Raw genomic sequence first — 26325 nt, 5'->3', positions numbered from 1 at the left:
AATGAAAATAACAGAAATAGTAACCGGGAGCAGGGAGTCGGAACAGGCATACATGATGTTTAGCCAGGCTTGCAAAGAAAAAGAAATGCTCCATTTGCCCCTGTCAAGAGAAACATTTGAGGATAAGTTTCTGAAGCAGAAAGAGGGGATGGAGAAAATTACACTCCTTCTGGATGACGGTATTGCATTTGCATCAGGCGTTGTGGACCATCTCACAGGGAAGCTGTTTGTAACAATGGTAATAACTGATAAATCCTGCCGAAGAAAAGGCTTTGGCAGAGCAGTATTGTCTGCTTTAGAAAAGCAGTTAATGGAACGCGGGCATAAGACGGAGCTGGAAATATCCTTTTTTAGTCCGGTAGGGCTGCCCTGGGGCGTTCCGGGGAAAGAAGCAGTAACCCATCCGAACACACCCGGCGTGGACATTCAATCGGATGCATATATATTCCTGAAAAACTGCGGATACCGGGATTTTGCCATGCAGAATAGTTATTATCTGAATCTGTATGATTATCAGGCTCCCAATGAAATGGATGAGAAAAGTATCCAACTGTCTGAAGAAGGATTTTCATTTACCTTCTTTGATCCCAGCGTTCACCGGGGCATGGAAAAGATGATGCAGGATTTTCAGAATCCTCTGTGGGAAAAGGAGATACTAAACGCAACTCTGTCAGACAGCAATATTAATGCACACGGAAATAAAGGAGGGAGGCCGATTCTGGTTCCGGTGTATCAGGGGCGGGTCTGTGGATTTGCAGGACCTCTGGATGTGGAGGAAAGTAAAAGAGGGTATTTTGCCGGTATCGGCATTGATGAGGCGTTCCGGGGAAAAGGTCTGGCTAAAGTTTTGTTTTGCTTCTTATGCAGCGGGCTGAAGGAAAAAGGTGCAGAATATATGACGCTGTTTACAGGGGAAAATAACCCGGCAAGAAATATTTATGAATCCGTGGGATTTTCCATAATACATACGTGGGCAGATATGAGAAAACGTTATTTATAGGGAGGATCAAGGTTGAAAAGGTTGAAAGATAATTAGGAAAGGAAGCCACGGAGTGATTCTTTCAATTTGATTTGTGACGCAAAGCTGCCAGAAAGCAATTTTAAGAAACGCTCTTGTGCGTATATGTATGGAGACGAATAAAAAGCAAAAAACAATTATGGCAATAGGCGGTCATGTGGGCGATGCGGAATTAACTTGCGGAGGCGTGTTGGCGAGCCTGTCTTTAAGGGGATACCGGATCGTTACGGTGGCATTGACCGGAGGAGAGCGGGGAAATCCGCCCCATCTTTCTCCACAGGAATACCGCATACAGAAAGAGAGTGAAGCAGCAGAATTTGCACAGATATTAAAGGGTGAGGCTCTGGTTTATCCCTATGTGGATGGGGAACTGCCTGACAGTGAAGAAGTGAGACTCAGGCTTTGTGATGATATCCGGAAATATAAACCGGCAGCAATTATGACACACTGGAAATACAGTATGCACAAGGACCATGAGCTGACCCATAAAATAGTAAAAGATGCATGGTTTTATGCAGGGCTTGCAGGTCTGGAAAGAACAGAGGATGCCTGGTTTGCAAAAGGTCCTTATTATGCCCAGAACTGGGAAGACGCAGCACATTATACTCCATATTTATATATGGAAGTAACAAATGAGGGGTTTGCTTTATGGAAAGAGGCTATATCGAAACATTGGTTTGCTGTAAACAGCCCCAGTTTTCCATATATGGAATACTATGCGCATTTGATGAGATGCAACGGGTGTCTCGCAAGAAAAGAATATGCTCAGGCATTTACCGTAGAGGAAGAAGCTAAGAAACTGGTTTTGCAGGAGTTTTAGGTTTTAGGTGTTCTTGGGGGTGTTTTATGATAAAGAGATGGGAGGTTTGAGAGAAAATGATTCGAAATGGTATAGATTCTATTGATGATTACAAGGGGTGGTTTACTGGTAAAAGGCTTGGGCTGATTACTTCGGTTTCCGGTGTAGATAAAAGGCTGGTATCCACTATTGATATTTTACGGGAGAAATTTATGCTGACAGCGCTTTACAGCCCGGAACATGGTGTCCGGGGAAATGTGGATGCAGGAGGCGATGTGGGGGCCTATGTGGATCCTTATACAAAGATTCCGGTTTACAGTTTATATCGCAAAGATTCTAAGCGGTTTACAAAGGAAATGCTGGATCGGGCAGATACTCTGGTCTATGATATTCAGGACCTGGGGGTGAGATATTATACGTTTATTTCAACGATGTATTATGCAATGCAGGAATGCGAGAGATACCAGAAGGAATTGATTATTCTGGACCGCATAAATCCCCTTGGGGACAAAGCGGAGGGGACTTTGCTCCGGGAAGAATATGAGAGCTTTGTCGGTGCATATACGCTCTGTATGCGGTACGGACTGACTATAGGAGAACTGGCAGATATGATATATCAGGAACAGGGTTATCATTTTGAGCTGAAGGTTGTCCCGGTACAAGGCTGGGAGAGGAATTGGATGTTTCCCGATACAGATAGCATATGGGTAATGCCCAGCCTTGGGATACCCAGGTTCGATACAGCACTTTTATATCCCGGGACCTGCTTGTTTGAAGGAACCAATCTCTCTGAAGGCAGGGGGACATCTGCACCTTTTGAAATAATCGGAGCACCTTTTGCAGACGGATATAAGCTGGCAAAGCATATGAACATGAAAAATTTGCCTGGAACCATATTTTCGCCGGCATATTTCACACCTTTTAGCTCAAAGCACCAGGGAACGGCATGCGAAGGAGTCCATATACACATTACGGACAGGAATGCATTTTGTCCGGTGGAAACCGGTCTGCAATTGTTGTTTGCTTTCCGGGATTATTATCCGGGAGAGTTTGCCTTTCTGCCACCCTATCAGGATGGTGCAAGAAGCATGATAGAGTTACTTTTTGGCAGCGGAAAAATCCTGGAAGAGGGGCAGCAGGCGGAGGAACTGCTTTGCGGACTTGCCAGAGACAGCAGTAAATTTTATAAAAGAAAATCTAAATTTCACAGGTATTAAATGAAGCAGAAGGGAAGCGTCAGAAAGCAGTCTCAGACCCCCCCCCGGTACACCATGAAATAGCTTTAAGGAATACAAGGAGATTATGATGGATTTAAAAAAATTGGAAAATTTAGATCAGAAAATAGGACAGTTGATTGTTACCGGATTCCCGGGCAGTAAACCGGATCAAGCATTTTTGGATTTAGTGAAAAAGGATAAGGTTGGAAATGTTATTTTCTTCTCTTACAACATAAAGAGTAAGGAACAGGCGGCAGCTCTGTGCAGGCAATTGCAGGATTTCATCCTGGAAGAGACCGGGGTTTTGCCCTTTCTTAGCGTTGACGAAGAAGGAGGCGTGGTATCCAGACTGCCTGAAGATGCAGCTGTGCTTCCATCTGCAATGGCGCAGGGGAGAGCTGAAGCGTGTTTGCAGCCTGCAATGTATGACCCGCAGATGCCAGAAAACGATTTACAGGCACACCCCGGGGAATGGGATCCCATTTATCATGGGTCTAAAATTGTAGGAGAAGAATTAAAAGCACTAGGCATAAATTTTAACCTGGCTCCGGTACTGGATATAAACAGCAATCCGCGAAATCCCGTAATTGGAGTCAGAAGTTTTGGAAATGATCCCGCTTTAGTCAGCAAATGTGCTGTACAGGCGGTACGTGGATATCAGGATGCCGGGATTCTATGCTCAGGAAAGCATTTTCCGGGACATGGGGACACGGATGTCGATTCCCATCTGGGCTTGCCTTCTGTAGATAAGAACCGGGAGCAGTTAGAGAGGGAGGAACTTTTGCCCTTTCGAACTGCCATTGCAAAAGGGATTCCTGCCCTTACGATTGCACATATGCTTCTGCCGGCATATGAACCTGAAAAAATCCCATGTACAATGTCTAAGAAAGTCATAACTGGTTTACTCCGGGATGAGCTGCAGTTTAAAGGGCTGGTAATTACCGATTGTATGGAAATGGATGCCATCCGGAAGTATTACGGGACACCGGCAGGTGCAGTAGAAGCTCTGCGGGCAGGGGCAGATCTAATCTTTATATCCCATACAGCATCGGTAGTCCATGAGTCCATACAGGAAATCAAGAATGCTGTAGATGACGGCAGAATTGAAATGAGCAGAATAGATGAAGCGCTGCAGCGGGTTTTGCAATATAAAGCATTATATGCCGGAGAACCCCCAGAAAAAAAACATGGGACAAAAATTAAAAAAAATCACACTGCACAAGCTGACTTCAACTCTGGTCAGCCGATGGATTTAAAGCTTGTGGGAACAGCTGACCAGAAAAAGTTCATGGAAGAATTTTACAGAAAATGCATTGATCTCTATAAACCAGAAGGAATGGATAAAATGAAAGTCGGACGAATGCCGTTATGGATCGGACCATATCCGGCAAGGACTGCCCTGGTGCAAAATGAAGCGGACAGCAGCTTCGCTTTTTCATCCTATCTGAAAGCGAAGTATGGCGGTGATGCTGTATATATGTCATTAAATCCAACCCTGGATGAAATAGACATTATATTAAGCAAAACAAATTCATGCAGTGCTATAGCGGTGGGCACTTTAAATGCCCATATGAATCCCGGGCAGGCCGAACTGGTTGCCAGACTGGCGGCTAAACTGGAAAAGGCGGGAAAACCTATGGCAGTAGCAGCCCTTAGAAATCCTTATGATCTGGAGCAAATGCCGGAGAATATTTTTCGGGCAGCACTATATGAGTACAGTGAAAGGGCGTTGAAGGCTTTTTGTGATCTTGCTTTCTTCTATTAATTATTTTTATCTTATGCATAATTACAATTATTTATCCGGCTGTGCATTGACACAGGTTTCATAAAAAGTTATACTTTTTATTGGAAATATGATGTAATAACGTATTTGCAAAAAGATATCGGAGATGTTTTCTATAATTGAATTCACAAAGATAGAGAACAGGAAAAGGGCTGTAAAAAGCCTGATTAATAGGAGGATTTTTAATAATGAAAACAATTGGTTTAATTGGAGGCATGAGTTGGGAGAGCACGGTTACATATTATCAGATCCTGAACAGAGTGGTGAAAGATAAATTAGGTGGTCTTCATTCTGCCAAATGTTTATTATACAGTGTAGATTTTCAGGAAATAGAAGAATGCCAGGCTAACGGTGAATGGGAAAAAAGCGGTAGTATACTGGCGGAAGCAGCAAAAAATCTTGAAAAAGCAGGTGCTGATTTTATTATCATCTGTACCAATACAATGCATAAAGTAGTACCCCAGATAGAAAAGGAAATAGAGATACCAATTCTTCACATTGCAAAAACTGCTGCGGTGGAATTAAGAAGACAGGGGATTGATAAGGTGGGCCTTTTGGGGACGAAGTATACTATGCAGCAGGACTTTTATAAGGAGAACCTGAAAGAGAAGCAGGTGGATGTAATCATCCCCGATATCCAGGATATGGAAATAGTTAATTCGGTCATTTACAAGGAGTTATGCCTGGGAATTATATCGGAGAAGTCCAAAAGAGAATACTTGAGAATTATCGGCGGACTAATGAAAAAGGGTGCTCAGGGTATTATTCTTGGATGTACGGAAATCGGTTTATTAGTGAAACAGGAGGATACAGAGATTCCTGTGTTTGATACTACTTATATACATGCCAGACAGGCGGCTATGCTGGCGATGGAAGAGCGGGTTTTGATATAGGTAATATGTTAGGGGCGTTGGAAAATAGAACTGGTATCTATTTTTCAACGCCTTATTTTTATACATTAAGCAAGAAATTCAAAAGTCAGCTAACCAATCAATTTTCGGCACGTATAGCTGTATACTCTGGCTTGTTTGATAAATATGACATAAAGTCTACCTTTCAATACATTATAAAGCCGTATATCATCAGTATAGTATATAATAGAAAAATTATATTACAATAAAATATAATAATTAAGTGGAAAAATTGTATTATAAATTTTTGAAAAGAGGAAAGCAAATGAATCAAAAAATTCTACAGTTAGTCGGAAATATTGAACAAGTAATCGTCGGGAAAAAACTCTCTGTCATAAAAGTAGTTCTTGCAATGTTGTGCAATGGACATGTATTGATAGAAGATGTGCCAGGTACCGGGAAAACTCAACTAATACTTGCTTTATCCCAGTCGGTTGCCGGTGTATTTCACCGGTTGCAGCTGACGCCCGATATTATGCCTTCAGACATTATCGGTTATACCATGATTGATCCCGAGACAAAGAAGATGGTGTATCGGGAAGGTGTGGTCAATTGTAATTTCCTTCTGGCGGATGAGATCAACCGGGCTTCGCCAAAAGTGCAGTCGGGATTATTGGAGGTCATGGAAGAAAATCAGATCAGTGTTGATGGAAAAACTTATCCGCTTCCAGAACCCTTTATCACTTTTGCTACTCAGAATCCCGTTGAAAACTATGGTACTTATCATTTGCCGGAAGCTCAGATGGACCGGTTTTTCATGAGATTATCCATAGGTTATCCAAATCATGCAAGTGAAATGGAAATTTTGAATAAAAACAGCGTGAGAAGCTTAAAAGCAGCATTGAATCCGGTATGGAGCATTGAAGATGTAACGGCTATGCAAAAGGAGGTTGAGCAGGTCCGGGTCCAGGACGAGGTTAAGAAATATATTCTGGATCTGGTTCAGGCAACCAGGTCTAATGAGAATGTCTCCCTGGCAATCAGCCCAAGAGGGAGCATCAGTCTCTTTAAAGCGGCAAAAGGCCTTGCCTATATGGATGACCGTGACTATGCAACGCCCAATGATGTAAGGGCGATTGCGGTTGATATCCTGGCTCATCGAATGATCCTTTCCAGAAAAGGAAAGGTAAAATTTAAAGATTCCAGAGCATTTATTAACTATTTACTGGAAAATATTTCAGTGACATCTTAGAAAAGAAAAATTATGGGAAAAATTAAAATATATAAATTAAAAGAATACTTACTTACCGGTCTTGGAATTATTATAATCGGCTTGTTTATTGATATGGATTTTTCACTGGTTTTCTTAGGGATGTATCTGGCTGCTCCGATCCTGTCAATTGGCGGTGCGTTTGCAGTAGTGAAGAAGCTTGAAGTTTCCATAGACATTCAGAAAACTGTTCTCCTAAAAGGGGAGAAAGGGAAAATATCGGTTACCGTAACGAATCACAGCCTGCCGCCGGTTCTCGGTCTGGAGGTTATCTTAACCGAAGAGAACCATATACAATATTTGGGTAAAGACCGGTATCATTTATCAATTGGCGGCAGGCAAAGCCTGTCATATGATAAAGAATACCAGGCTGTCATGTGGGGAGAGTGTAATCTGAAAGCAGCATATGTAACCGTAACAGATTTATTTGGATTTATCAGTTTTCAGGAAGCGGTTGCTGATCATGAGAAGATTAAAAAAACAATCAAGATTGTACCGGATATTCCGGATGTACTGATAGAAGATGAGTGTATATGGAACTGCTTCAGGATTGCAGATGATACTCAGGATGAAAAAGAATCCAGGGAATCTTTAGATCAAAGATCAGCCATGCCCGGATATGAATACCGGGAATATCAGCCGGGAGATCCCATCAAAAGAATTAACTGGAAATTATCAGAGCGCAGAGGAAAATATATGCTGCGTTTGGATGACTACGCCATGTGTTCCCCCCCGGTCTTTATACTGGATGCATATGTGGATACGGATGCCTGGCCGGAGATCCAGAGAAGCCAGATAATTTATATGCAGCAGCGGGTTCTTGAGGGGATGCTGGGAACGATAAAGGAATTTATAGAAAATGGATCTGGCTGTGAACTGTACTGCTTTTTTGAAGGAGAAATCCAGCAGATATCTTTAAATGCAATGGAAGATCTGGGAGCTCTGCAATGGAAGATGTCCAGGTTTCAATTTGAGCATAACAGCTATCGCAGTTTCAATTTATATGATCGGATTCCGGATAGCAGAGGCGGATATATAATCTTTACGGCAGGCATGAATGCAAGGCTGAAATCCCAAATTAAAATTTTGGGTAATCAGGTGATAACGGTTATCGGCGGAGAAAATCTGCTTACTGTGCCGGATATGTTTCTGATTACGGAAGAATTTCATTTACAAAGAATTACTGGATAAGGGAAGAAAGGAAACATTTATGCTGAACACAATGAAAAAGAACGGAGTACCCCTTGTATATGCAACGTTTGTCTGCGGTATTATCCTGACTTTATACATACAAAATATCCTGGTTTGGAGTATCGTTGTCTTATTATTTCAGGCAGTGTTATTTTGTTTCTTTTATTTTATTGAAGAAGATAATACCAGGAGAGGAACGCTATACTATTGTCTGGGATTAGCTTCCGTGTTTATCATCGTATGGGTGTGCTGTATGGCAGCAGGTAAAACGGTCAATGAATTCAAAGACATTATTTTTGGCGGCGTTTATACGACGAATATTTTTCTGCAGACTGGAATCATGGTATTTATATGTTTTGTGATCGGATCGCTGGTTTATTACTGTTCCAATGTGATACAAAATAGTCTGCTTAATTTTTTGATTGTAATTATGCCTATGCTGCTTTTTCTTAAAACAGGCAGAATATTTTCCAGTGTATATATCATAACTCTATGCTTCATGTACTTTATGACAATCCTGCATTGCCGCCAGATGCGGGAAGAGAGCAATTATACATATATAATTACGAAAGAGTATAAATGGTACGCATTTTTACTGCTTGGCATTCTTATTCTTCCGGCTTCTTTGATGCCAAAAGGATATCTGGCGCCCTTTGGAGAGGAATTTAGAAACCTGGTGATGTTTCAGATGGATGTAAACTCAAATGCAAATCTGGGACACCTGAATAAACAGTCAGGGAACAGCAATGGAAATGAGGATTTAGATGATCAGATTTTACTATATGTATATGCGGATGAACCGCTTTACCTGGAACGCCAGTTTTATACTTTTTATAACTGGGACAACCATAGCTGGGAAATGAAAGAAAGCGATAGTTTTGAGGGGCTTGATATTCAGCAGAATCCTTTTAATATGGAAGAATTGTATACTAAAATAGATGAAATTTTATTAAATAAAAAGGAGCTGAAGCAAAGTTTCCCAGGTGTGCAGCCGGAACTTTCTAAAGCAATAAACTCTGTTGAAAAAACGGTTTACCTGGAGCCACTGATGAACTTTACCATGCTGCCTCACCCGCCGTATTCTTATGCGGGTAAATTGGAGATGGAATTACAGCAGCCGGTGTTATGGGATGCGAACAAAATGATGGCAGTCAATGGAAGTACATCATACCCTTACACAGTGAAATATATGAAGAACGAACTGACAGAACCGGATAATATATTAAATTTTCTATCTGAACTGAATGAGGATGCATATAACAGATTAATAAAAGTATTTGATGATGAATATGTGGACTATTATGAAGCATTTTCTTTTGCCTATTCAGATCATATCAAAAGACAGTTTGACTATTATCCGGATTATTTAAAAGAAAAGGCATTGGAAATTACATCAGACTCCAAAACCGATTATGATAAAGCAAAAGCCCTGGAAAAATATTTTCATGAAGGAGATTATATCTATGATGCTTCCTATGTACCGCCGGATTACGGACCAGAGTATTTCATGGAGAACAGTAAACGTGGAGCCTGTACCCAATATGCAACGTCCATGGCGTTAATGGCTCAGACACTTGGCTTGAATGTCAGATACATGGAAGGTTTTAAGGTCAGTGAATATGATGAGAAAAAAGGTGCATATGTTGTCAGGACAAAAAACTCCCATGCGTTTGTGGAAATATTTATTAAAGGTCTGGGCTGGATGGTTTTTGAACCCACAGTATCCTTAAGCCAGGAATATGAAGATAAACCGGCAGATACAGTAACAAAATGGTGGGAAAACATTACCTTTCAAAATATACTGGTTATCATAGCTTTTGTGTCAATAGGTCTCAGCCTTCTTATGATTATCCGGACATTAGGGAGTGAATTATGGTTTCGGTTCCATATATTATTTTGTACAAATGAGCAGTCTGTAAAAATGGTATATCATAGATTATGGAAGATTATTTTAAAAAAAATGAAGAAAAAAGCAATACTGGGAAGTAACGATTTAATCCAGAGTGTTCAACGTGGATATGGATATGACTGCACTGTAATCGGACAGATATTTGACCGAAGCACGTATGGAAAAACGCTGGTATCCGGAAAAGAAAAACGGGAAGTTATACAATGTTATAGACATTTGTACAGATTAATAAAAAAGAAGAAAAACCCAGATTTTGCATAAATGATTAGTAAAAAGACAGCATACAGCATGATTGGATTATACCCGGTTCTAATCTGATTCCATCATCATTTTTCTGGGGGATAAAGTTGAAGGCAGGGTGTGAACAGCATTGGTCACACCCTGCCTTGTTTGGTACTATCTATTTCCCACATCTGCATATCCCACTTTGTGGCAAGCCATTCTCATTTTTGTGGCAAGCCGTTTTCATTACAGGATAAAAAATTAATTCTCTTTTGTCTCGCCGCTGTCAGATTCTGAATCATCTTCATCAGGCTGTGAATTTATAGTTTCAGTAAAACTGTACAGATAGTCAAAATCAGACAAATCTTTACACAATTCAATATATTGAAGTGAACTTTTATCAATCAATGAACGGAGACCCTCATACTCAGTACGAGCACAGCTTACAATATGTTCAACCTGATCTTCGGCACGGCCGATAATCTGATCATGCTTTTTATTAGCCAGTTCCAGTTTCATGTTTGCTTCAGTTAATATATTTGCTGCATCTTCTTTTGCCTTAATTATAATCCGCTCTGCTTTTTCATTTGCCTGATTTTCGGAAGTCTCTATTTTGGCTTTTGCTTCGTTTAACTGAGCTTCAATAGAGGATTTATAACGCTCTGTCTCCTGCATCATTATTCCATTTTTTTTCTGTAGTTCCAGTGCTTGTTCAGAGGCTTTTTCCTGTATGTAAAGAGCTTTCTTTTCAGCTAAAGCTAAAACTTTCTGAGCTTTTTGGTTAGCGTTTGTTATAGTTTCTTCTGCACTTTTTTTCGCTTTTGCCATTTCTGCATCTGCAAGATTCTTAATATTATCAAAATATTTTTCTGCATTTTCCTGAGCAGTAGAAAAAATATCAATCATTTTTTCAGTCTTCGGAACACGTGTATTATTTGCTGATAAATCTTTTCTTAACTGATTCACCTGGTCTTCCAAATTAGCAATCTTTTTTAAATGAGCCTTTTTTTCTTTAATTAAATTCTGTATATGGTTATTCATTCTTTCAGGATCATATTTAGGCGGTCTGCATGTAATGTCCTGGCCTGCAGTAAAAGGTTTTCTGGATTCTGAGTCCGGTGATTTTTCTTTAATGGATTCATTATTATTAATATTATTCTGTGATGCTTCGGGTTTCTTTTGGGGATTGATTTCAACCGTGGGACTATTTGTCTCTTCTTTTTTTGAATCATTCATAGAGGGAATAATGCTGCTTTGTACGGTGGGATAAGTGGTATCCTTAGTTTCAGCTTCAACAGGTATTTGATTTTCTTTTTTTACTGATAAATCCGTATTTTGAGATAACATGCTTTTTTGTTCTTGTTTTTGGTTTTCCTGATTCATTATTATGCTCCTTTTGTTTTTTATAAACTGAATTATTGATATGTAGTTTGAGATAAATTGATTTATTTGCAATGGAATCAAATCTGAGATATTTCAAAAATATAGTACAAAAATAACATAATTTAAAAATACAATGCATGAAAATGTATTAAAAAGCACATTTTGTGTATTAAAACATAGATAAGAAGTTGATATACCGCAATTTACATCGCAAATAATAAAAATATGTCGATTAATTTTCTATTCAGTACATATAGATCAATAGAACCACTATTTTTTGTTAGAATAATGTCTTAAAGAAATTGGGAAGAAATGAGGCTATGAAGGATAAAGAAAAAAAGATACAAAAGCAGGATGAGCAGAATATAGAGCAGAATATTAATATTTTAATTTGCAATGAAAACGAAAGCCTGATGAAAACATATAAAAATCTGCTCATATATATTGCTGAAAAAAATGGGTATGATGTGACGTTTGCCTTATATGAGAGTGGAAAAGAAGCCCTGTTTTGTGAAGAGGACAGGGCAAAAACACTCGATCTGATTATGATTGGATGGGAATACAGGTATTTAAGAGGGATAAATATTGCCAGGGCTTTTCGGAAAAATGAATGTGAGGCTGAAATTATTTTTTTAGGGATGGAAATTGAAAATATATTGGATTCCTTTCAGGTGAATCCTTTTTACTATTTTATAGAAAAGGAAGTCACTCATGGAAAATTCGAAGAAGTAATTATGAAATGCTTTCGGTTAATTCTAGACAAAAAAAATAATTCCCTGTGTTTTACTCAAAATGGAAAGTTGAACCGGATTAATATGAATCGGATCGTTTATATGAAAGTAGAGCATAGGGTAACGCAGATTTATTGCCAGGACAATCAGGAATATTCTTTTTATGAAAGCTTAAAAAATGTAGAGCAAAGCATTAAAAATGAGAACTTTGTCAGGATTCACAGGGGCTATATTGTGAATTTAAACTATGTGGACTGCGTAGATAAAGGTGAACTTTATCTTATGACCGGGGAAAAATTACCTGTTGCGAGAAATTATAAACAAGATCTTGTGGAGAGGATGATACAGCAGGAAAAGACAATACTGCTGTAAAGTGAAAAAGGAAGGTAGGAGGAGCATGCTAAACAAGAAAGGGTATACGGTTCCAATGGCGTTGGCATTAATGCTGTTGTTAATGGCATTTGCAGGCAGCCTTCTTTTGGTTGCCAGCTACAGATATCAAAGTACATTCGTGCGTCAAAAACAGGATCAATTATATTTATATGCAACGGCATTAGTTGAGGATGCGACTAAAACAATTGAAGAGGGGAAGTTAAACCAGCAGATTGCGCAGATGGTAAAAAATATTATTGTTACAGATCCGGGTAAATTGTCCCAGTATGCAAAAGTCTATAAGTTTCAGTTTGACCTGGGGGAAAATGCAGGCGGAGATAAAAAGTATTTAACAAATTCCTTTATACAGAATGATCTTGGGAAAGTTTACATGGATATGTCGGTTGCTTATGAACCCCAGGGTGCCGGCCAGATACTTCCGGATGATGCAAAGAATTATATAAGAATTGGAGACCGCTTAAAAGTAGAATACCGGATAAAGCTGACGGATATGGAATATCGCATAGCAGCTGATTACTATTGTTCTGCTAATGCGAATAAAAATCCCGATGGATCGGATGTGGAGCCTCCGCCATCTCTGGAACCTTTTATAAACATGAAATGGCAGTTAAATAAATATACCGGAAAACTATATACAACTTAAATTCGATTGGAGGGATAGTGTGTTCAATAAAATTATTAACATTTTCCGTAATAGTAAAGGTTCTGTTTTGATTGAAACTTTATGCGCATTTGCTGTTCTGACAATTGTAATTTCTTTTTTCAGCCTGAGTGTAATCAGTGCATCTACGTTATTTCGTAAATCGGCTGTGATATCCAGTGAATGGGAGAGGATATTCAGTAAAACAGTTGAAAAGGATTTTTCAACTTCGTTTACAAAAAGTACACCGGCATTTAATGTAGTAATGGTTATGAACAATATTAACAGAGAAGACATTATTCTTGCAGACAACTCCCCTTTGGGTACAGGAACGATTGATGTATCTACTGTAAATAGTGGGATGATTCCAACGGTAATCATGCTGAGAGATAAAGTGTTCTGCAGGTATGAGGAACCTGTAAAATCAGAAGCTTCCGTATCTGGCGGCAATGCATATATTTATACAATTGATAACAGGTAAACGATCCTGCAGATACATAAATTTAGTATAGAGAAGGTGATGAAAATAAAACAAAAATACATGGATAAACATGGATTTACCATAGTGGAATTTATTGTAACGATGGCTGTAATGTCCATATTTTTCTTAGGAGTCACTCTGATATTAACTTCAGGCAGCAAGATTTACCTTACAGAAACAGTCGCAGGAAATAATCAGGAGGCTGTCACCACGATTATGGATGATATCACTAATTATGTGATGTATGGCGAAGATGTGAGGGTCTTCTACCGTTTGTCAGAGGGAGAGACGAAAGTGTCCGGAAAAACCGTGGCAGGGGCAGCCGCCAGCTGGTTTGCAGAAGGAACTGAGGTTTATCTGGATCCTAAGGACGATAACCGGTTAATCTTTGACGATATGAACGGAACCAAAAATGCTGTTGCTTTACCTGGTTCCGGTGTTACCGGACAGTTAGTCTCAGGTGCAGAATTTTATGGTAACGGAATAGATCTGGGATATAAAAAAATTTATTTAGTGAGTAAAAAAATAGCAGCCGATAATTATCAGGGGGAATCCATTTATGGGCTGTCTTTTGGCGGTAAATATTACAGAGGGTTAAATTTGAAACTTCAAATCAGAGACAAGGGTGTTGTGGCAGGGGATGCTGGTAAAAAAGGGATTTATATGATTAAACTCACCGGAACCGGAAATATGGCTGTGGCATTATCGGAGGTATCGGTAGAAGGCTTAAATAAGAACTAGATGCAGGAAAGGAGACATCCCATGTCTGAACAGATTCAGAATGATATAGAAGCTAAGATTAACAGACTGCGTGAATTAGAAGTAAAACAGCAGTTAGAGATAAAAAAGAAAGTACATAGGAAGAGGGGAATCATCGGGATTGGAATAATATTAATGCTTGTTCTGCTGCTATTTGTCAGCGTTCAGTTTACTTATATCGCTGGACAATATTATACATTGAAGCGTCAGATAAACATAATGGATGAGCGAATACAGCAATTGGCCTCGGACATGCGGATGCAGGAGGGCAGAATAGAAGAAAGGAATACAAATAAGGATGGCGAAAAGTAAGATGAATAAAAATAAGATATTTACCTCTGCAAAAAAAATCTTTAAGTCCAGGGATGAACTGGAACAGGAAGAAGTGCTGGATATTGAACAACAGGATATTGCACAGGAGATAGAACAGTTAAGAGCAGAAATAAAAGCGTTCTATCTGGAACATCCGGATAAAGATCCTTCCATGCCGGATAAAATATATGTGAAAGATATGAATGAACTGGAAGAAAAGATAACAGAACATATTCCCAAAAAAGTAGTGGAAGATGAAATTGTTATAAAGAATATGATTGAGCAGGACGGACCGGCAGGATCAAATCCCTTAGATTTCAGCCGGATGAAGGAATATGATCTCCCAGATGAATACAGAAGCCAGGTGTTTTCACCGGATATTGTAGAAACGGATGTTATGGAGGAGCAGGATACCGTTGTTGAACGTAGTGATGAGAAGACTAATGCGGATACAATCAGAGAGTTATTCGGTGAAGAACTATATCAGGAAATGGGAGAAACTGCGAAGGATGAAGCGCAGAATATTATCGTTGAAGATAAAGTAAATGAAAATACAGCAGATCTTAATTCTGTGAAAGACAGCCTGGACCAGGATCTGCTCAAACAATTGCAGGAACTGCGCATGGAAGAAGGCCAGGATTCGGAATTGAAAAACAGAGTTTTCACTCATCAGGACTCATCAAAATATAAAAGCAATCATTCCGGTGAGGAATCCGGGCATATTGAGCAGGCAGAGCAGGAAGCGTTCGTGGGACAGATGGATGATGAAACTCAGAGTATGAGTGATCTGTTGAGCCGCCTTTTATCAGAGGGTAAATTAGAGGCAGATCTGCATAGCAAGGACAATCAGGAAGATAATGGAGATGTTTATATACCGGGACTGAATATGGAATCTGCAGAAAATACAGAAAAAGCAGAAGATGAAGATGAAAGCATTGAAATTACAGACACTAGGTCTGATGGAGAGCATGAAAGCTTGAATACCGAGGAACCGGGAGAAGTCCATGACAGCAATTTATCTGATTTATTTAGCAATTTGTTATCTAATGATCAGATAAGTGAAGCGGATGAATCACCGGAGACAGATACAGATGATACTGAGGAATACCGTAACAAAGTTTTTATATCTTCTGTCAAAGCGGACAAAAATATGCCTCGGCCGGAGTCTGCAGAGGATGGTAGAGTTGGAGGGCATGGTAATGAAAAAGCTAGGAACAAACCAGGTGACACGGTAATCCTCCAGGAGTATGGTGAAAATGGAGAGGAGCAGATAGAAATAGACTTTGATGGTCTTGCTGGAGAAGGACCGGATAATCAAGATTTATCTGATGATTTAGAAAGAAAAAGTGAAAGCCCGGCACCTGTTTCTATGGATAATAGTTTAAAACAGGAAATCGTGCCTGATTCTGGATCAGAGGGGCAAACAAATCCGATAACCAGTGGTGAAGATGAATCTTCCGCCAATCATGATATGGAATCAGCAAAGACACAAAGTAATGCACATGTGGAAGATGAATCTGAGGAAAGTAACACAAGTGAAGAAGTGATTACCGATGGAACTGAGAACAAAGATAATGTATCAGAAAATCATTCCCCGGAAAATTCGCGGGAAAAGCAAGTGCAATTAGATGAATATAGTGATGAAATCAAAATCGTTTCAGGAGAAAATGCAGATGAAATTCTAAAAGTGGAAATGGAAAGGAGGAAGAGTGAATCGGAGGATAATGAAGAAACAGACAGCGACAACCTGGGAATTAACAGTTCTATTGGTGATGAAACAACAGATCAGTTTGAAGTCATGGAAGATTTATTGAATTCGTTATTAGGGGGATCCGATTCTGGCATTGATCAGGAAGCCGAAGCTGTTGAAGAGTGCATGGACATGGAATCATCCGGACTGTTTCATAATGATTCAGAGCAAAAGAGTGACGTTGGAAAAATTAATGAAATGGAAACTGCTTCGGTAATTGGCACAGGTGAACATGCAGAACAGTTAAAAGGTAAATCCTCCAGTAATACAAATAACATAGAAGATATCTTGAATTTATTAATGGAAGATACGCAGGTTGGTCAGTCTGATTTACAGAATAATGAAAAGCAAAACATAGAAAAACAGAACATAGAAAAGCAGAACATAGAAAAGGAGAACATAAAAAAGCTAAACATAGAAAAACAGGACATAGAAAGCCTGGAATATATAGATGAGGACAAGGATTCTGCAGAAGAGAAAAAGAAGACAGAACCCACAAAACCTGTCTCTGCAGAAAAAAGAATGGAAGATGGAATTGCCGCTTATTTTCAGGAGGATCATGCAGCGGACATGCAGAAGGTAATACATAAAAAGATATCCGATCCGGTATCTGTGGCTGTACCGGAAAAAAAGAAAATAGTTGGGAAAGCAGCTAAGGAAGAAAATAATAAAAAACCTGCGGCAAAAAAAGTTCCGGAGGAAAGGATAACAAAAGAGAAGTTAACAAAAGAGAAGTTAACGAAAGAACAAAAACAGACAACTGCTGAAATAGTAAAAGCAGATTCTTCCAGTCATGCAGTAAAAGTGCTGACAGAGGAAAAGCGGCAGAGCCTGTTGTCCAGGCTGATACAAAAAATTCGAGAACTATTTAAGAAAAAGCCTAAATTGGAGATTGTCAGCCAAGAGGCTGTTATGGAAGAGAGTAACGTTTATAAAAGTCAGGAAAAAGAGACCTTTATTAATGGATTAATTACCGGTTCAGTCAGCGGAGATAACGTGACGCTGAATCCGCTGGCAGTTGTAAAGAAGGATGTCATTGCCCAGGGAAAGGTTCTTTGTTTATCTGGAGCAGCTATCATGGGGAAAGTAAGCTGTGATTCCATCGTTGTGGAAGGAACGGTATTTGGCGAAATAGAAGCAAGAGGAAAAGTAGTCATTAAAAATGATGCATTAGTTTTGGGAAATATCTATTCATCCGATGTAAGGATTACACAGGGGGCAATGGTACAAGGAGACATCTTTTTCAAAAATCCTGAAAGAAAGGGGAAATAGTACATGGCAAAATTTCGTTATACGGCAAGGGACATGGAAGGAAAAGTTGTTAAAAAATATGTGGAAGCAGCCAATTATGCGGATGTATATGAAAGCATAGAAAAAAATGGATTGCAGCCTATCAAAATTTTACAATTGGATAAGCAGGAAAAGCAGACGAAAGCTAAAAAATTATCATTAAAAACAGTTACCTTGTTCTGCAGGCAGTTTGGTTCTATGTTATCAGCCGGAATTCCCCTGGTTAAAGCTTTTGATATCCTTACTGTTCAGGCAAAACAGACAGGGCAAAGGCAGTTGTATAGAATATACGGAAATATATACCAGAATATTCAAAAAGGTATGTCCTTAAATGAATGTATGAGGGCAGAAGGGGATGTGTTTCCTCCTATGCTGGTAAATATGGTTAGAGCCGGTGAAGCCAGTGGTAATCTGGATATTGTTATTGATAAATGCGGAGTATATTTCGAATCTCAGCATAGGTTAAAAAACAAAATAAAAACGGGATTACTGTATCCGAAAATTTTGTTAGTGCTGTTGGTAATTATTGTTGTCGGTCTGTTTACTTTTATTTTACCAAAGTTTTTTGTTGTATTTGATCAGTTAGATGTTGAACTTCCTGCAGTTACTCAGGCAGTTATTGCAATCAGTGATTTTTTTATAAACAAATGGCTGTACATCGTAATTGCAGTTGCAGCAGTCTGGTTATTATTCGTTATTTTAATGACAAATTATCAATTTGCTTATTATATTGACCAGATAAAAACGCAGCTCCCTATAGTCAGAGTAGCTACAGAAAAAGTGGCGATAGCCAATTTTAGCAGTACGATGGCTGTACTTTACGGAAGTGGTGTTTCTATGCTGGATTCGTTGGAGATAGCATCTTCCATTTTGAATAATAAATATTATGAAGAACGTTTTAAATCGGTTATCAAGGCGGTGGAGTCGGGGAAAATGCTTTCCGCAGCTTTGGAAAAAGAACAAATATTTGAACCGATGTTTACTTCACTGATGTTTGTTGGTGAAGAAGCCGGTAATCTGGAACATATCCTGCAGGAAATCTCCGTGTTCTATATGAGTGAAGCAGAAGAAGCAATTGCGAGAATGGTAACAGTGATTGAACCGGTAATTCTGGTTATCATTGGAGTATTGTTACTGGTTGTAATTGCAGCCGTAATCGTTCCATCATTTTCACTTGCATCTCAGGTTACCGAAAAAGCAAAGGCAAGTTAAGGAGGCAGATCATGATTGGTATTGAAATGACAGGCAGTAATATACATATTGTATCCGGCGTCCTTAGCGTAAGGGGAGTCCGGATATTAGATTCATTCAGCATAACCACCCCATGGGGAGCACTTAGAAACGGATATATTAAAAATATAAAGGGACTGGCTGAAGAGATCAGGGGGGCTTTGCTGGATCATAACCTGATAAGAGAAAGGCAAATTTGTTTTGTGGTAGATGGTACTGCGTTAAAAAGGAAAGAAGTAGAGGTACCCTTTGAAAAAAGGGAAATAGTACTTCAGCTCATGCAGCGTGAGATGGGGGAGCTTATTGCAGATGAAGATCACATTCTGGACTATATTGTAAAAGATATATACAAAAAAAATAATAAGAAATATATGAAGTGCATTTTGTATGCAATTCCCAAAATCTTTCTCAAGGATTATCAGGGGCTTTGTGAAGAGAGCCGGTTAAATTTAAAAAGTATTGATACATTAAATGAATCCATTATTAAGCAGTTAGACAAAAAGGACATTGGCATAATTAAAGAGTTTTCAGAGCCTAAAAAAAAGAAGAAAGTAAAGAAACCCAGGAAAAAGAAAGCAGGATTGACGGATAGTTTTCATGAAGATCAGGAAATAGATGATGAAACAGATGAATTTCAGAATGTCCGGATCGAAGGACAGGTGAAATTATGGATTGGTCTTTATTATGAAAAAATTAAAATAATGACAAATGGCATCGATGGAGATATCTTTACAAAAACAATCATGCTGGAGGGGATGAATCTGGATCTTGGAGGTGATACAGAGTACGAATCAGAGATGGAGGAGGAAAAGAATATGATGATACTTTATATGAAAGAAATAAAACAATTCCTGGCATTTCAGAAAAGTGTATTACCGGATCAGCCTGTGGAGAGCATCTATCTATACGGTGAATTTTCCATGCTGTCTAGAATGTGTGAACTGACCGCAGCAATGGTCGATATCCCCACCTCCCATCTTCCTGTTCCCAAAGGGGTAAGAGGGATATATGAAACAGATTATCCAAAGTACGCAGGGGCAATTGGCTGTCTTTTAAAAAGTTAACAGGTTGGAAGAAAAATATGTAAATGGAAGGAAGCCACGCTGTTGTTTTTCCAACTCAATTTATTTGTGGCAGTATAGCAGATGCTTTGCTATATGCATGGGTTATAAATTATGAAAATAAATAGAAGAGATAAAGATATTAATTTTTATGTCAGTTTGCATGAGAATGAAAATCCGGATAAATTTAAAGCACGCCGTTCCAGTAATGCAGTATTTCTCGTTTGTGCATTAATGCTGGGAAGCGTTTTGATCGTATATGCAATGGCGTGGAATCAAAACCTGATGGTAGAACGCGATATTACAGCATCTAAAGAGTACATACAGGATGAAAATAACGTCAAACAGTATAATGAAAAACTGGCAATAAAAGCAAAAACAAAAAAAATAGAAGATTATAATAATGCTTCTTCACAATATTTGAAGCAGTTAGAAGACAGTGCCCGGTTCTCAAGTAAATGGGTGGATTTTTTTACTGCAGAAATGGATAAGGCAATTGGAAATGGCAGTGAAATTACGAATTATAATTATGGAGGTAATTCCTTAACGTTAAATTGCTCTGCTGATGATGAGAAAAAGCCTAAGCTTTTTGCCCAGCATTTAAGTGAATTGAAGAAAAAGGACGGAACACAGATGTTCTCGGATGTGCAGTACACAGGGTTTAAAAATCAGACTGATGTCTTTGGCGATATGGTTTATATTTATGATTTAAAAATAACGCTTTGGCAAGTGGATACTGAGACAGCAGAAGAATCTGAACCAGCAGTTGCTGAAACACAAGTTCAATCTGAAACGGTACAATAAAGAAAGGGGGTTAAATATTGAGTTTTTCTATTACGGAGAGTCAAAAAAAGCTTATCATGCTGCTGTTTACGATTATGTTCAGTGCTTTGATTATCACAATGGGTGTTCAGTCCGTCTATGACAAAATTAAATTAAATAAAGAAGAGCTGGAGACCTTAAAGATCCAGGAAGACGGAATCCGCAGCGTAATTGAAGATGTTACGATAGAACCCAATTATGAAAAGATCAAAAAAGACAGTAAAATGACCTTTGAACAGAATTATAAAAGCTTTAAGGCTAATGAAAAAATCGAAGAAATTGTTACCAGCCTGGGATTGAAACTGAATTCCATAAATATATCTCCTTATACAGAAGTCGATGCTGTTACCTATGAAAGCAGTATTGTACAGCCAAAGAATGCTAAGGACTATACAAAGATGCAGGCGGATATGGGAGGAGAATTAATTAATCTTTTTCTCGTTTCACAAATATCTATATCATTGGATGTAAACGATTCCCAGTGTCTGCAGGTAATTAATGCTATTAATAATATACCACCGGAAGGATTAGGAGAAAAAAATAAAGAGCGCTACTGTCTTCAGATACCTACTGTCGAATTTGAACCTCAGGGGGAAACAGTCAGAGAAGTGTCATTGCAGGTAAATATGTATGGGATGACACCGCCGCCGATAGAGGAGGAAAAACAGTAATGGATTTGAATTATATCATTGCATATGCAGTTATAGCAGGAATTATCGTCGGCAGTTTTTTAAATGTATGTATATACAGAATTCCAAGAGAAATTTCAGTTAATGGAAATCATGGAAGGTCCATGTGTACTTATTGTAAAAAGACACTAAAATGGTATGATCTGGTACCGGTAATCAGCTATTGTGTTCTAGGCGGAAAATGCAGATTTTGCAAAACGCATATTTCCCTTCGTTATCCGGTTATTGAACTTTTAAATGGCGTTCTGTGGGGAGCGGCTGCATATATTTGGGGAAAGAGTTTAAATACAGTTCTATACTGTATTTTCTTTTCTGTATTGATTGTAATCTGTATGATTGACTGGGATACGATGGAGATTCCATACAGGTTTGAATTCATCATTATTGGATTAGGTATAGCTTCCGTTTTTATAAATGGAACAGATAACATTTGGGATAAAGTAATTGGTATATTTGCAATCAGTGTGCCTATGATTCTCATCACTCTGTTATGCGGAGGATTTGGAGGAGGAGATATCCAGCTAATGGCTGTTGCCGGATTCCTGCTTGGGTGGAAGGCAAATATTGTTGCTATGATGGCAGCAGTAATTATCGCTGGAATCTATGGAATTATGATACTCATTCATAAGAAAAAAAGAAAATTGAAGATGCCGTTTGGACCTTTTCTTTCTTTTGGCCTGATAATAGCCTCAATCTGGGGAAATATGATTTTTGACTGGTATCTGGGATTATATTAAGGAGAGGTAACGATGGAAAAAGAACAAAATCAAAGTTTGGAAATGATTCTGGTTAAAATGGGTCTTCTAAATGAAGAGGGACTGCTGAAAGCTGCTGAGGCAAAAAAAGCTTACCCGAAGAAGACGCTGAGTACTATTTTACTGGAAAAAAATATAATATCTGAGTTTGATTATATACGGGCTATGGGTGTTAAATATAATCTTCCGCTGGTTAATCTTGCAGCCCAGAAAATATCTCCTGTCATACTGCGGTATATTTCGGAAGAAGATGCCAAAAAGAATGTAATTATTCCTGTACATGAAACAGAATATATGCTGCATGTTGCTACCGACAATCCTTTTAAGCAGGTATTATTTGAAAAACTCAGTCAGTTATGCGGTAAACAGGTTTCTGTGCTCCTGGCCACTAAGAACGATATTGAAGAAGCTATCCGGCAAAATTATATACAACAAAGTGTTAATAATATAATGGCACAGATTGAGGATGAGTTTGGAAAAGGAGAAGAAGAACAGGAAGAAATCTTTGCATTTGATGATGAAAGCCTCCAGAATGATTCTATTGTAAAGGCGGTAGGAGTTATTCTGGAACAGGGATATCAGAGAAAAGCAAGCGACATCCATATTGAGCCTGTAGAAAATCATGTAACTGTAAGGCTCAGGATAGATGGAGAACTAATAGAGACGATGTCTTTTGCCAAAACAGCTTTTGGGCATCTGTTGAGCCGCTTTAAGGTGCTAGGGGGATTAGACATTGCAGAAAAAAGACTGCCCCAGGATGGTAGAATGAATGTGCTTTTAGATGGAGAAAAAGTAAACATGAGAATTTCCACTCTCCCGACGATATTCGGGGAGAAGATTGTTATTCGAATTCTGGGGACCAGTAACCCTGAGGATATTCTCGGAATAGAGGATCTTCATATGGGTCAGAATCAAAAAAAGTTTGAAAAGGGACTGAGTGCGCCGAATGGGATTGTGCTGATTACAGGACCTACCGGAAGTGGTAAGACCACAACCGTATATGCAGCTTTGAAAATGCTGGCAAAACCTACTATTAATGTAATTACGGTAGAAGATCCTGTGGAAAAAATATTACCGAAAATTAATCAGGTGCAGGTAAATATAAAAAGCGGTCTTACGTTTGCAGCCGGACTGAGATCAATACTAAGGCAGGATCCGGATATTGTAATGATAGGTGAAATCAGAGATGCAGAGACTGCCGAGATAGGAGCACGTGCGGCGATAACCGGTCACCTGGTTATTGCAACCATGCATACAAATGATGCGGCATCGGCATTTATGCGTTTAATAGATATGGGGGTGGAGCCATATATGGTTGCATCCTCAATTGCCTGTGTTGTGGCGCAGAGACTGGTAAAAAAAATCTGCAAATACTGTAAAGAAGAGTATTCTCCTGAACCAGAGGAGTTGGAGGAATGGGAAGGAGAGAAACCTGAAAAATTACACCATGGAAGAGGATGTCCAATGTGTAATAATACTGGCTATCTTGGCAGAATGGCAGTCTATGAAATCATAGAAATAGATAATAAGGTAAAAAGGTTTGTTGTACAAAAGGCAGAGAGTAATGTCATAAAAGAATACCTGAAGGAGGAAAAGGGATTTCTGGATCTGGGATTACATATGCAGGAGCTGGTGAACCAGGGCGTTACAACTACTCAGGAAATGAAAAAAATAAAAACATCATTAGACTAAAAGGGGTTGGAATCATGGGTAACGAAATTGAAAAAAGGCAGATAATTGATATTCTTTTGGAGACCTGCAGGGAATGGAAGGTATCTGACCTGCATTTTACAAAAGGACTTCCGCCTATTATGAGAATTCATGGGAGTTTGGAGAAAATGAAAGAAGTGGGTATTCTGAATGAAAATCAGATACGTGCTTTGGCTGATTCTATGCTGGTTCAGGTAAAAAAAAGATATGTATTTGGACAGGATGTGGACTTTTGTTATGTTTCAGCTGACGGTAACCGGAATCGTGTCAATATTTACACACAGTATGGGAGTCCTGGTATAGCAATACGTTTGCTAAATGATACGATTCCCACAATTGATGAACTGCATCTTCCTGAGCTGTTTAAAAAGCTGGCAATGTTCCCGAGAGGGCTGCTTTTGGTTACAGGACCCACCGGGAGCGGTAAATCCACTACACTGGCATCTATGATTAATTATATTAACATGAATAAACAATGCCATATTTTGACATTTGAGGATCCGATAGAGTATAAACATGAGCACAAGCGGTCTATGGTTAATCAAAGAGAGGTAGGAAGGGATGTGGAGTCTTTTGCAGGTGCATTGAAAAGTGCCCTTCGAGAAGATCCTGATGTCATACAGGTAGGAGAAATGCGAGACCTCGAAACTACATCATCAGCCATAACTGCCGCAGAAACAGGGCATTATGTATTGTCTACTTTACATACAACCGGCGCTGCCAGTACGCTTAGCCGTATCATAGACCAATACCCTGCAAGCCAGCAAGACGAAATACGGATACTTTTAGCACAGGTTTTATGTGGTGTTATTACTCAGACTTTGATTCCGAAAGCGGATGGGACAGGCAGGGTGGCAGCATTTGAGATTTTGCTGTGTAATGATGCAGTTTCTAATATGATAAGGGAAAATAAATGCCATCAGATTGCATCAGTGCTTCAAACAGGTCAAAAAGTAGGGATGCAGTCATTGGATTACCATATTGCGAAACTGATACAGGCTAATATTATAACTTATGATGCAGGTATTGAAAGGTGTGTTGATAAGCAAATGGTGAATAAATACTTGGTTAATAAGTAAAAAAGCAGCCAATTTTGACATGTGAAATGATGAACTGTTCATTTTATGTCGAAAAAACAGCTTTTCAATACATGACAAACAAATATATAACGGTTAAAGAGCATTTGAATACAAAAATGATAAAAAAATGGTTTTTTTTGCTATTTTATATATGTAGCTGACAGTAATCATTTTACTGAAGCAAGAGATGTATCTGAAGAAGTATGACGGAGGGAGGAAAGGAAAATAAAGAATTGCAGGTACAAATAATTATAAAAAAATAGTAAAAAAACGGAGGAAATATTAATATGCAAAAATTAAGAGAAAAATTGAAAAACAAAAAGGGTTTCACGTTGGTTGAAATGATCGTAGTATTAGCAATTATCGGTATTTTGATTGCTTTGGTCGCACCAAATATGGCAAGAATTATTAAAGATGGGCAGGAAACATCCGATGCTGCTAAAGCAAAGACAGCATTAACTGCAGCACAGGCTTATGCTACACGTCAGGTGGCAGCAGGACGTTCAGCTACTCCAGCTGCAGGATCTGGTGTAGGAACTGCTACTCCTGCAACTGCATTTGTAATCGAATTAACAGATGACAAGATGAAAGCGGCTTATACTGTAACTCCTGCTGGTGGTGGTACAGCAACAGCTTCAACTGATGAGTTTATGAGCCAATCAGGTGATGCATATTTGAACACAAATGTGGTAAGTGGAGACGATAAGTTATATGCATATATCAGTAATGAAGGCGCAGTTATGGGAATGGTATATGTAAATGGAACAAGAGTTAAAGCTGTTGCTGGTTTTGCTCCAACAGGGGTAACTGCAGACAACTTTGATTCAGCAACATTAAAGGATAAGACATTTAATCCTGCTAATGGTGTTATTTCTTAAATACATTCTGATAACGTTAGATAATATTAAATTTGGCAAATATCTTCTGATAATATAAATTAGAAGATATTTGCTGGCTTTAAATGAATGTTTCGCAAATCT

Annotated in this window: 23 protein-coding genes; 22 read left to right on the top strand and 1 reads right to left on the bottom strand. The window is 38.8% G+C overall.

Going from position 1 to position 26325, the window contains the following annotated elements; all coding sequences use genetic code 11:
- Position 1 precedes the first annotated feature (1 nt).
- The 8 genes from RHS_RS12650 to RHS_RS12615 all read left to right on the top strand — a co-directional run bounded on the left by RHS_RS12650 (position 2) and on the right by RHS_RS12615 (position 10299).
- Entirely contained in the window at positions 2-1000 is a 999-nt protein-coding gene (locus RHS_RS12650; protein ID WP_047833401.1) for a GNAT family N-acetyltransferase, read from the top strand.
- 127 nt (positions 1001-1127) lie between these two features.
- Positions 1128-1838 (top strand): PIG-L deacetylase family protein, encoded by a 711-nt coding sequence (locus RHS_RS12645; RefSeq protein WP_047833461.1) that lies wholly within the window; start codon positions 1128-1130, stop codon positions 1836-1838.
- Positions 1839-1894: 56 nt separating this feature from the next.
- Positions 1895-3034 carry an exo-beta-N-acetylmuramidase NamZ domain-containing protein gene (locus RHS_RS12640; RefSeq protein ID WP_047833400.1) on the top strand — a complete coding sequence of 380 codons (1140 nt, stop codon included), beginning with the start codon at positions 1895-1897 and terminating at the stop codon, positions 3032-3034.
- An 85-nt stretch (positions 3035-3119) separates the two neighbouring features.
- Entirely contained in the window at positions 3120-4799 is a 1680-nt protein-coding gene (locus tag RHS_RS12635) for a glycoside hydrolase family 3 protein (RefSeq protein ID WP_395022260.1), read from the top strand.
- 206 nt (positions 4800-5005) lie between these two features.
- Positions 5006-5710, top strand: coding sequence for an aspartate/glutamate racemase family protein (locus RHS_RS12630; RefSeq protein ID WP_047833398.1), 705 nt, complete (start codon positions 5006-5008; stop codon positions 5708-5710).
- A 283-nt stretch (positions 5711-5993) separates the two neighbouring features.
- Positions 5994-6920, top strand: a complete 927-nt coding sequence (locus tag RHS_RS12625) for a MoxR family ATPase (protein ID WP_027292461.1) — start codon at positions 5994-5996, stop codon at positions 6918-6920.
- Positions 6921-6932: 12 nt separating this feature from the next.
- On the top strand, positions 6933-8129 hold the full coding sequence (locus RHS_RS12620; RefSeq protein WP_047833397.1) for a DUF58 domain-containing protein: 1197 nt from the start codon (positions 6933-6935) through the stop codon (positions 8127-8129).
- 19 nt (positions 8130-8148) lie between these two features.
- A complete protein-coding gene (locus RHS_RS12615) occupies positions 8149-10299 on the top strand; it encodes a transglutaminase family protein (protein WP_047833396.1) in 2151 nt (716 codons plus the stop codon).
- Positions 10300-10521: 222 nt separating this feature from the next.
- On the opposite strand, the gene RHS_RS12610 is transcribed toward RHS_RS12615, so the two are convergent.
- The gene (locus tag RHS_RS12610; RefSeq protein ID WP_047833395.1) at positions 10522-11643 is read right to left on the bottom strand and encodes a hypothetical protein; all 1122 of its coding nucleotides are present in this window, start codon (positions 11641-11643) and stop codon (positions 10522-10524) included.
- 320 nt (positions 11644-11963) lie between these two features.
- Between RHS_RS12610 and RHS_RS12605 the strand changes: the two genes are divergently transcribed.
- The 14 genes from RHS_RS12605 (at position 11964) to RHS_RS12540 (ending at position 26223) form a co-directional block, all read left to right on the top strand.
- Positions 11964-12746, top strand: coding sequence for a LytTR family DNA-binding domain-containing protein (locus RHS_RS12605; RefSeq protein WP_047833394.1), 783 nt, complete (start codon positions 11964-11966; stop codon positions 12744-12746).
- 25 nt (positions 12747-12771) lie between these two features.
- A complete protein-coding gene (locus RHS_RS12600) occupies positions 12772-13410 on the top strand; it encodes a hypothetical protein (RefSeq protein ID WP_027292466.1) in 639 nt (212 codons plus the stop codon).
- A gap of 19 nt (positions 13411-13429) precedes the next feature.
- Positions 13430-13888: a hypothetical protein gene (locus RHS_RS12595; protein ID WP_047833393.1), complete on the top strand. Its 459-nt coding sequence runs from the start codon at positions 13430-13432 to the stop codon at positions 13886-13888.
- Between the two features lie 39 nt (positions 13889-13927).
- A complete protein-coding gene (locus tag RHS_RS12590) occupies positions 13928-14629 on the top strand; it encodes a PilW family protein (RefSeq protein ID WP_047833392.1) in 702 nt (233 codons plus the stop codon).
- 21 nt (positions 14630-14650) lie between these two features.
- A complete protein-coding gene (locus tag RHS_RS12585) occupies positions 14651-14959 on the top strand; it encodes a hypothetical protein (protein WP_047833391.1) in 309 nt (102 codons plus the stop codon).
- A gap of 1 nt (position 14960) precedes the next feature.
- The gene (locus RHS_RS12580) at positions 14961-17981 is read left to right on the top strand and encodes a polymer-forming cytoskeletal protein (RefSeq protein ID WP_395022247.1); all 3021 of its coding nucleotides are present in this window, start codon (positions 14961-14963) and stop codon (positions 17979-17981) included.
- Between the two features lie 3 nt (positions 17982-17984).
- Positions 17985-19211 carry a type II secretion system F family protein gene (locus RHS_RS12575; protein ID WP_047833389.1) on the top strand — a complete coding sequence of 409 codons (1227 nt, stop codon included), beginning with the start codon at positions 17985-17987 and terminating at the stop codon, positions 19209-19211.
- Positions 19212-19222: 11 nt separating this feature from the next.
- Complete coding sequence (locus tag RHS_RS12570) at positions 19223-20293, top strand: hypothetical protein (RefSeq protein ID WP_027292472.1); 1071 nt, start codon at positions 19223-19225, stop codon at positions 20291-20293.
- 111 nt (positions 20294-20404) lie between these two features.
- Complete coding sequence (locus tag RHS_RS12565) at positions 20405-21094, top strand: hypothetical protein (RefSeq protein ID WP_047833388.1); 690 nt, start codon at positions 20405-20407, stop codon at positions 21092-21094.
- 17 nt (positions 21095-21111) lie between these two features.
- On the top strand, positions 21112-21783 hold the full coding sequence (locus tag RHS_RS12560; RefSeq protein ID WP_027292474.1) for a hypothetical protein: 672 nt from the start codon (positions 21112-21114) through the stop codon (positions 21781-21783).
- Positions 21783-22538, top strand: a complete 756-nt coding sequence (locus RHS_RS12555; RefSeq protein WP_047833387.1) for an A24 family peptidase — start codon at positions 21783-21785, stop codon at positions 22536-22538. The genes RHS_RS12560 and RHS_RS12555 overlap by 1 nt, the downstream gene beginning before the upstream one ends.
- A gap of 12 nt (positions 22539-22550) precedes the next feature.
- Positions 22551-24248: a GspE/PulE family protein gene (locus tag RHS_RS12550; protein WP_047833386.1), complete on the top strand. Its 1698-nt coding sequence runs from the start codon at positions 22551-22553 to the stop codon at positions 24246-24248.
- 14 nt (positions 24249-24262) lie between these two features.
- Positions 24263-25345 (top strand): type IV pilus twitching motility protein PilT, encoded by a 1083-nt coding sequence (locus tag RHS_RS12545; RefSeq protein ID WP_047833385.1) that lies wholly within the window; start codon positions 24263-24265, stop codon positions 25343-25345.
- A gap of 287 nt (positions 25346-25632) precedes the next feature.
- A complete protein-coding gene (locus RHS_RS12540) occupies positions 25633-26223 on the top strand; it encodes a prepilin-type N-terminal cleavage/methylation domain-containing protein (RefSeq protein ID WP_047833384.1) in 591 nt (196 codons plus the stop codon).
- Positions 26224-26325 lie beyond the last annotated feature (102 nt).

The sequence above is a fragment of the Robinsoniella sp. RHS genome (assembly GCF_001029355.1).
Classification (GTDB): Bacteria; Bacillota; Clostridia; order Lachnospirales; family Lachnospiraceae; genus Robinsoniella; species Robinsoniella peoriensis.
Note: the sequence above shows the minus strand (reverse complement) of the source record. Positions and strands in the feature narration are given on the sequence as shown.

Coding starts and splice junctions, on each gene's coding strand:
- RHS_RS12540 (WP_047833384.1), top strand. CDS start 25,633: ATGCAAAAATTAAGAGAAAAATTGAAAAACAAAAAGGGTTTCACGTTG.
- RHS_RS12555 (WP_047833387.1), top strand. CDS start 21,783: ATGGATTTGAATTATATCATTGCATATGCAGTTATAGCAGGAATTATC.
- RHS_RS12645 (WP_047833461.1), top strand. CDS start 1,128: ATGGAGACGAATAAAAAGCAAAAAACAATTATGGCAATAGGCGGTCAT.
- RHS_RS12610 (WP_047833395.1), bottom strand. CDS start 11,643: ATGAATCAGGAAAACCAAAAACAAGAACAAAAAAGCATGTTATCTCAA.
- RHS_RS12590 (WP_047833392.1), top strand. CDS start 13,928: ATGAAAATAAAACAAAAATACATGGATAAACATGGATTTACCATAGTG.
- RHS_RS12570 (WP_027292472.1), top strand. CDS start 19,223: ATGATTGGTATTGAAATGACAGGCAGTAATATACATATTGTATCCGGC.
- RHS_RS12565 (WP_047833388.1), top strand. CDS start 20,405: ATGAAAATAAATAGAAGAGATAAAGATATTAATTTTTATGTCAGTTTG.
- RHS_RS12580 (WP_395022247.1), top strand. CDS start 14,961: ATGAATAAAAATAAGATATTTACCTCTGCAAAAAAAATCTTTAAGTCC.
- RHS_RS12550 (WP_047833386.1), top strand. CDS start 22,551: ATGGAAAAAGAACAAAATCAAAGTTTGGAAATGATTCTGGTTAAAATG.
- RHS_RS12545 (WP_047833385.1), top strand. CDS start 24,263: ATGGGTAACGAAATTGAAAAAAGGCAGATAATTGATATTCTTTTGGAG.
- RHS_RS12630 (WP_047833398.1), top strand. CDS start 5,006: ATGAAAACAATTGGTTTAATTGGAGGCATGAGTTGGGAGAGCACGGTT.
- RHS_RS12620 (WP_047833397.1), top strand. CDS start 6,933: ATGGGAAAAATTAAAATATATAAATTAAAAGAATACTTACTTACCGGT.
- RHS_RS12585 (WP_047833391.1), top strand. CDS start 14,651: ATGTCTGAACAGATTCAGAATGATATAGAAGCTAAGATTAACAGACTG.
- RHS_RS12650 (WP_047833401.1), top strand. CDS start 2: ATGAAAATAACAGAAATAGTAACCGGGAGCAGGGAGTCGGAACAGGCA.
- RHS_RS12605 (WP_047833394.1), top strand. CDS start 11,964: ATGAAGGATAAAGAAAAAAAGATACAAAAGCAGGATGAGCAGAATATA.
- RHS_RS12625 (WP_027292461.1), top strand. CDS start 5,994: ATGAATCAAAAAATTCTACAGTTAGTCGGAAATATTGAACAAGTAATC.
- RHS_RS12640 (WP_047833400.1), top strand. CDS start 1,895: ATGATTCGAAATGGTATAGATTCTATTGATGATTACAAGGGGTGGTTT.
- RHS_RS12615 (WP_047833396.1), top strand. CDS start 8,149: ATGCTGAACACAATGAAAAAGAACGGAGTACCCCTTGTATATGCAACG.
- RHS_RS12635 (WP_395022260.1), top strand. CDS start 3,120: ATGATGGATTTAAAAAAATTGGAAAATTTAGATCAGAAAATAGGACAG.
- RHS_RS12600 (WP_027292466.1), top strand. CDS start 12,772: ATGCTAAACAAGAAAGGGTATACGGTTCCAATGGCGTTGGCATTAATG.
- RHS_RS12575 (WP_047833389.1), top strand. CDS start 17,985: ATGGCAAAATTTCGTTATACGGCAAGGGACATGGAAGGAAAAGTTGTT.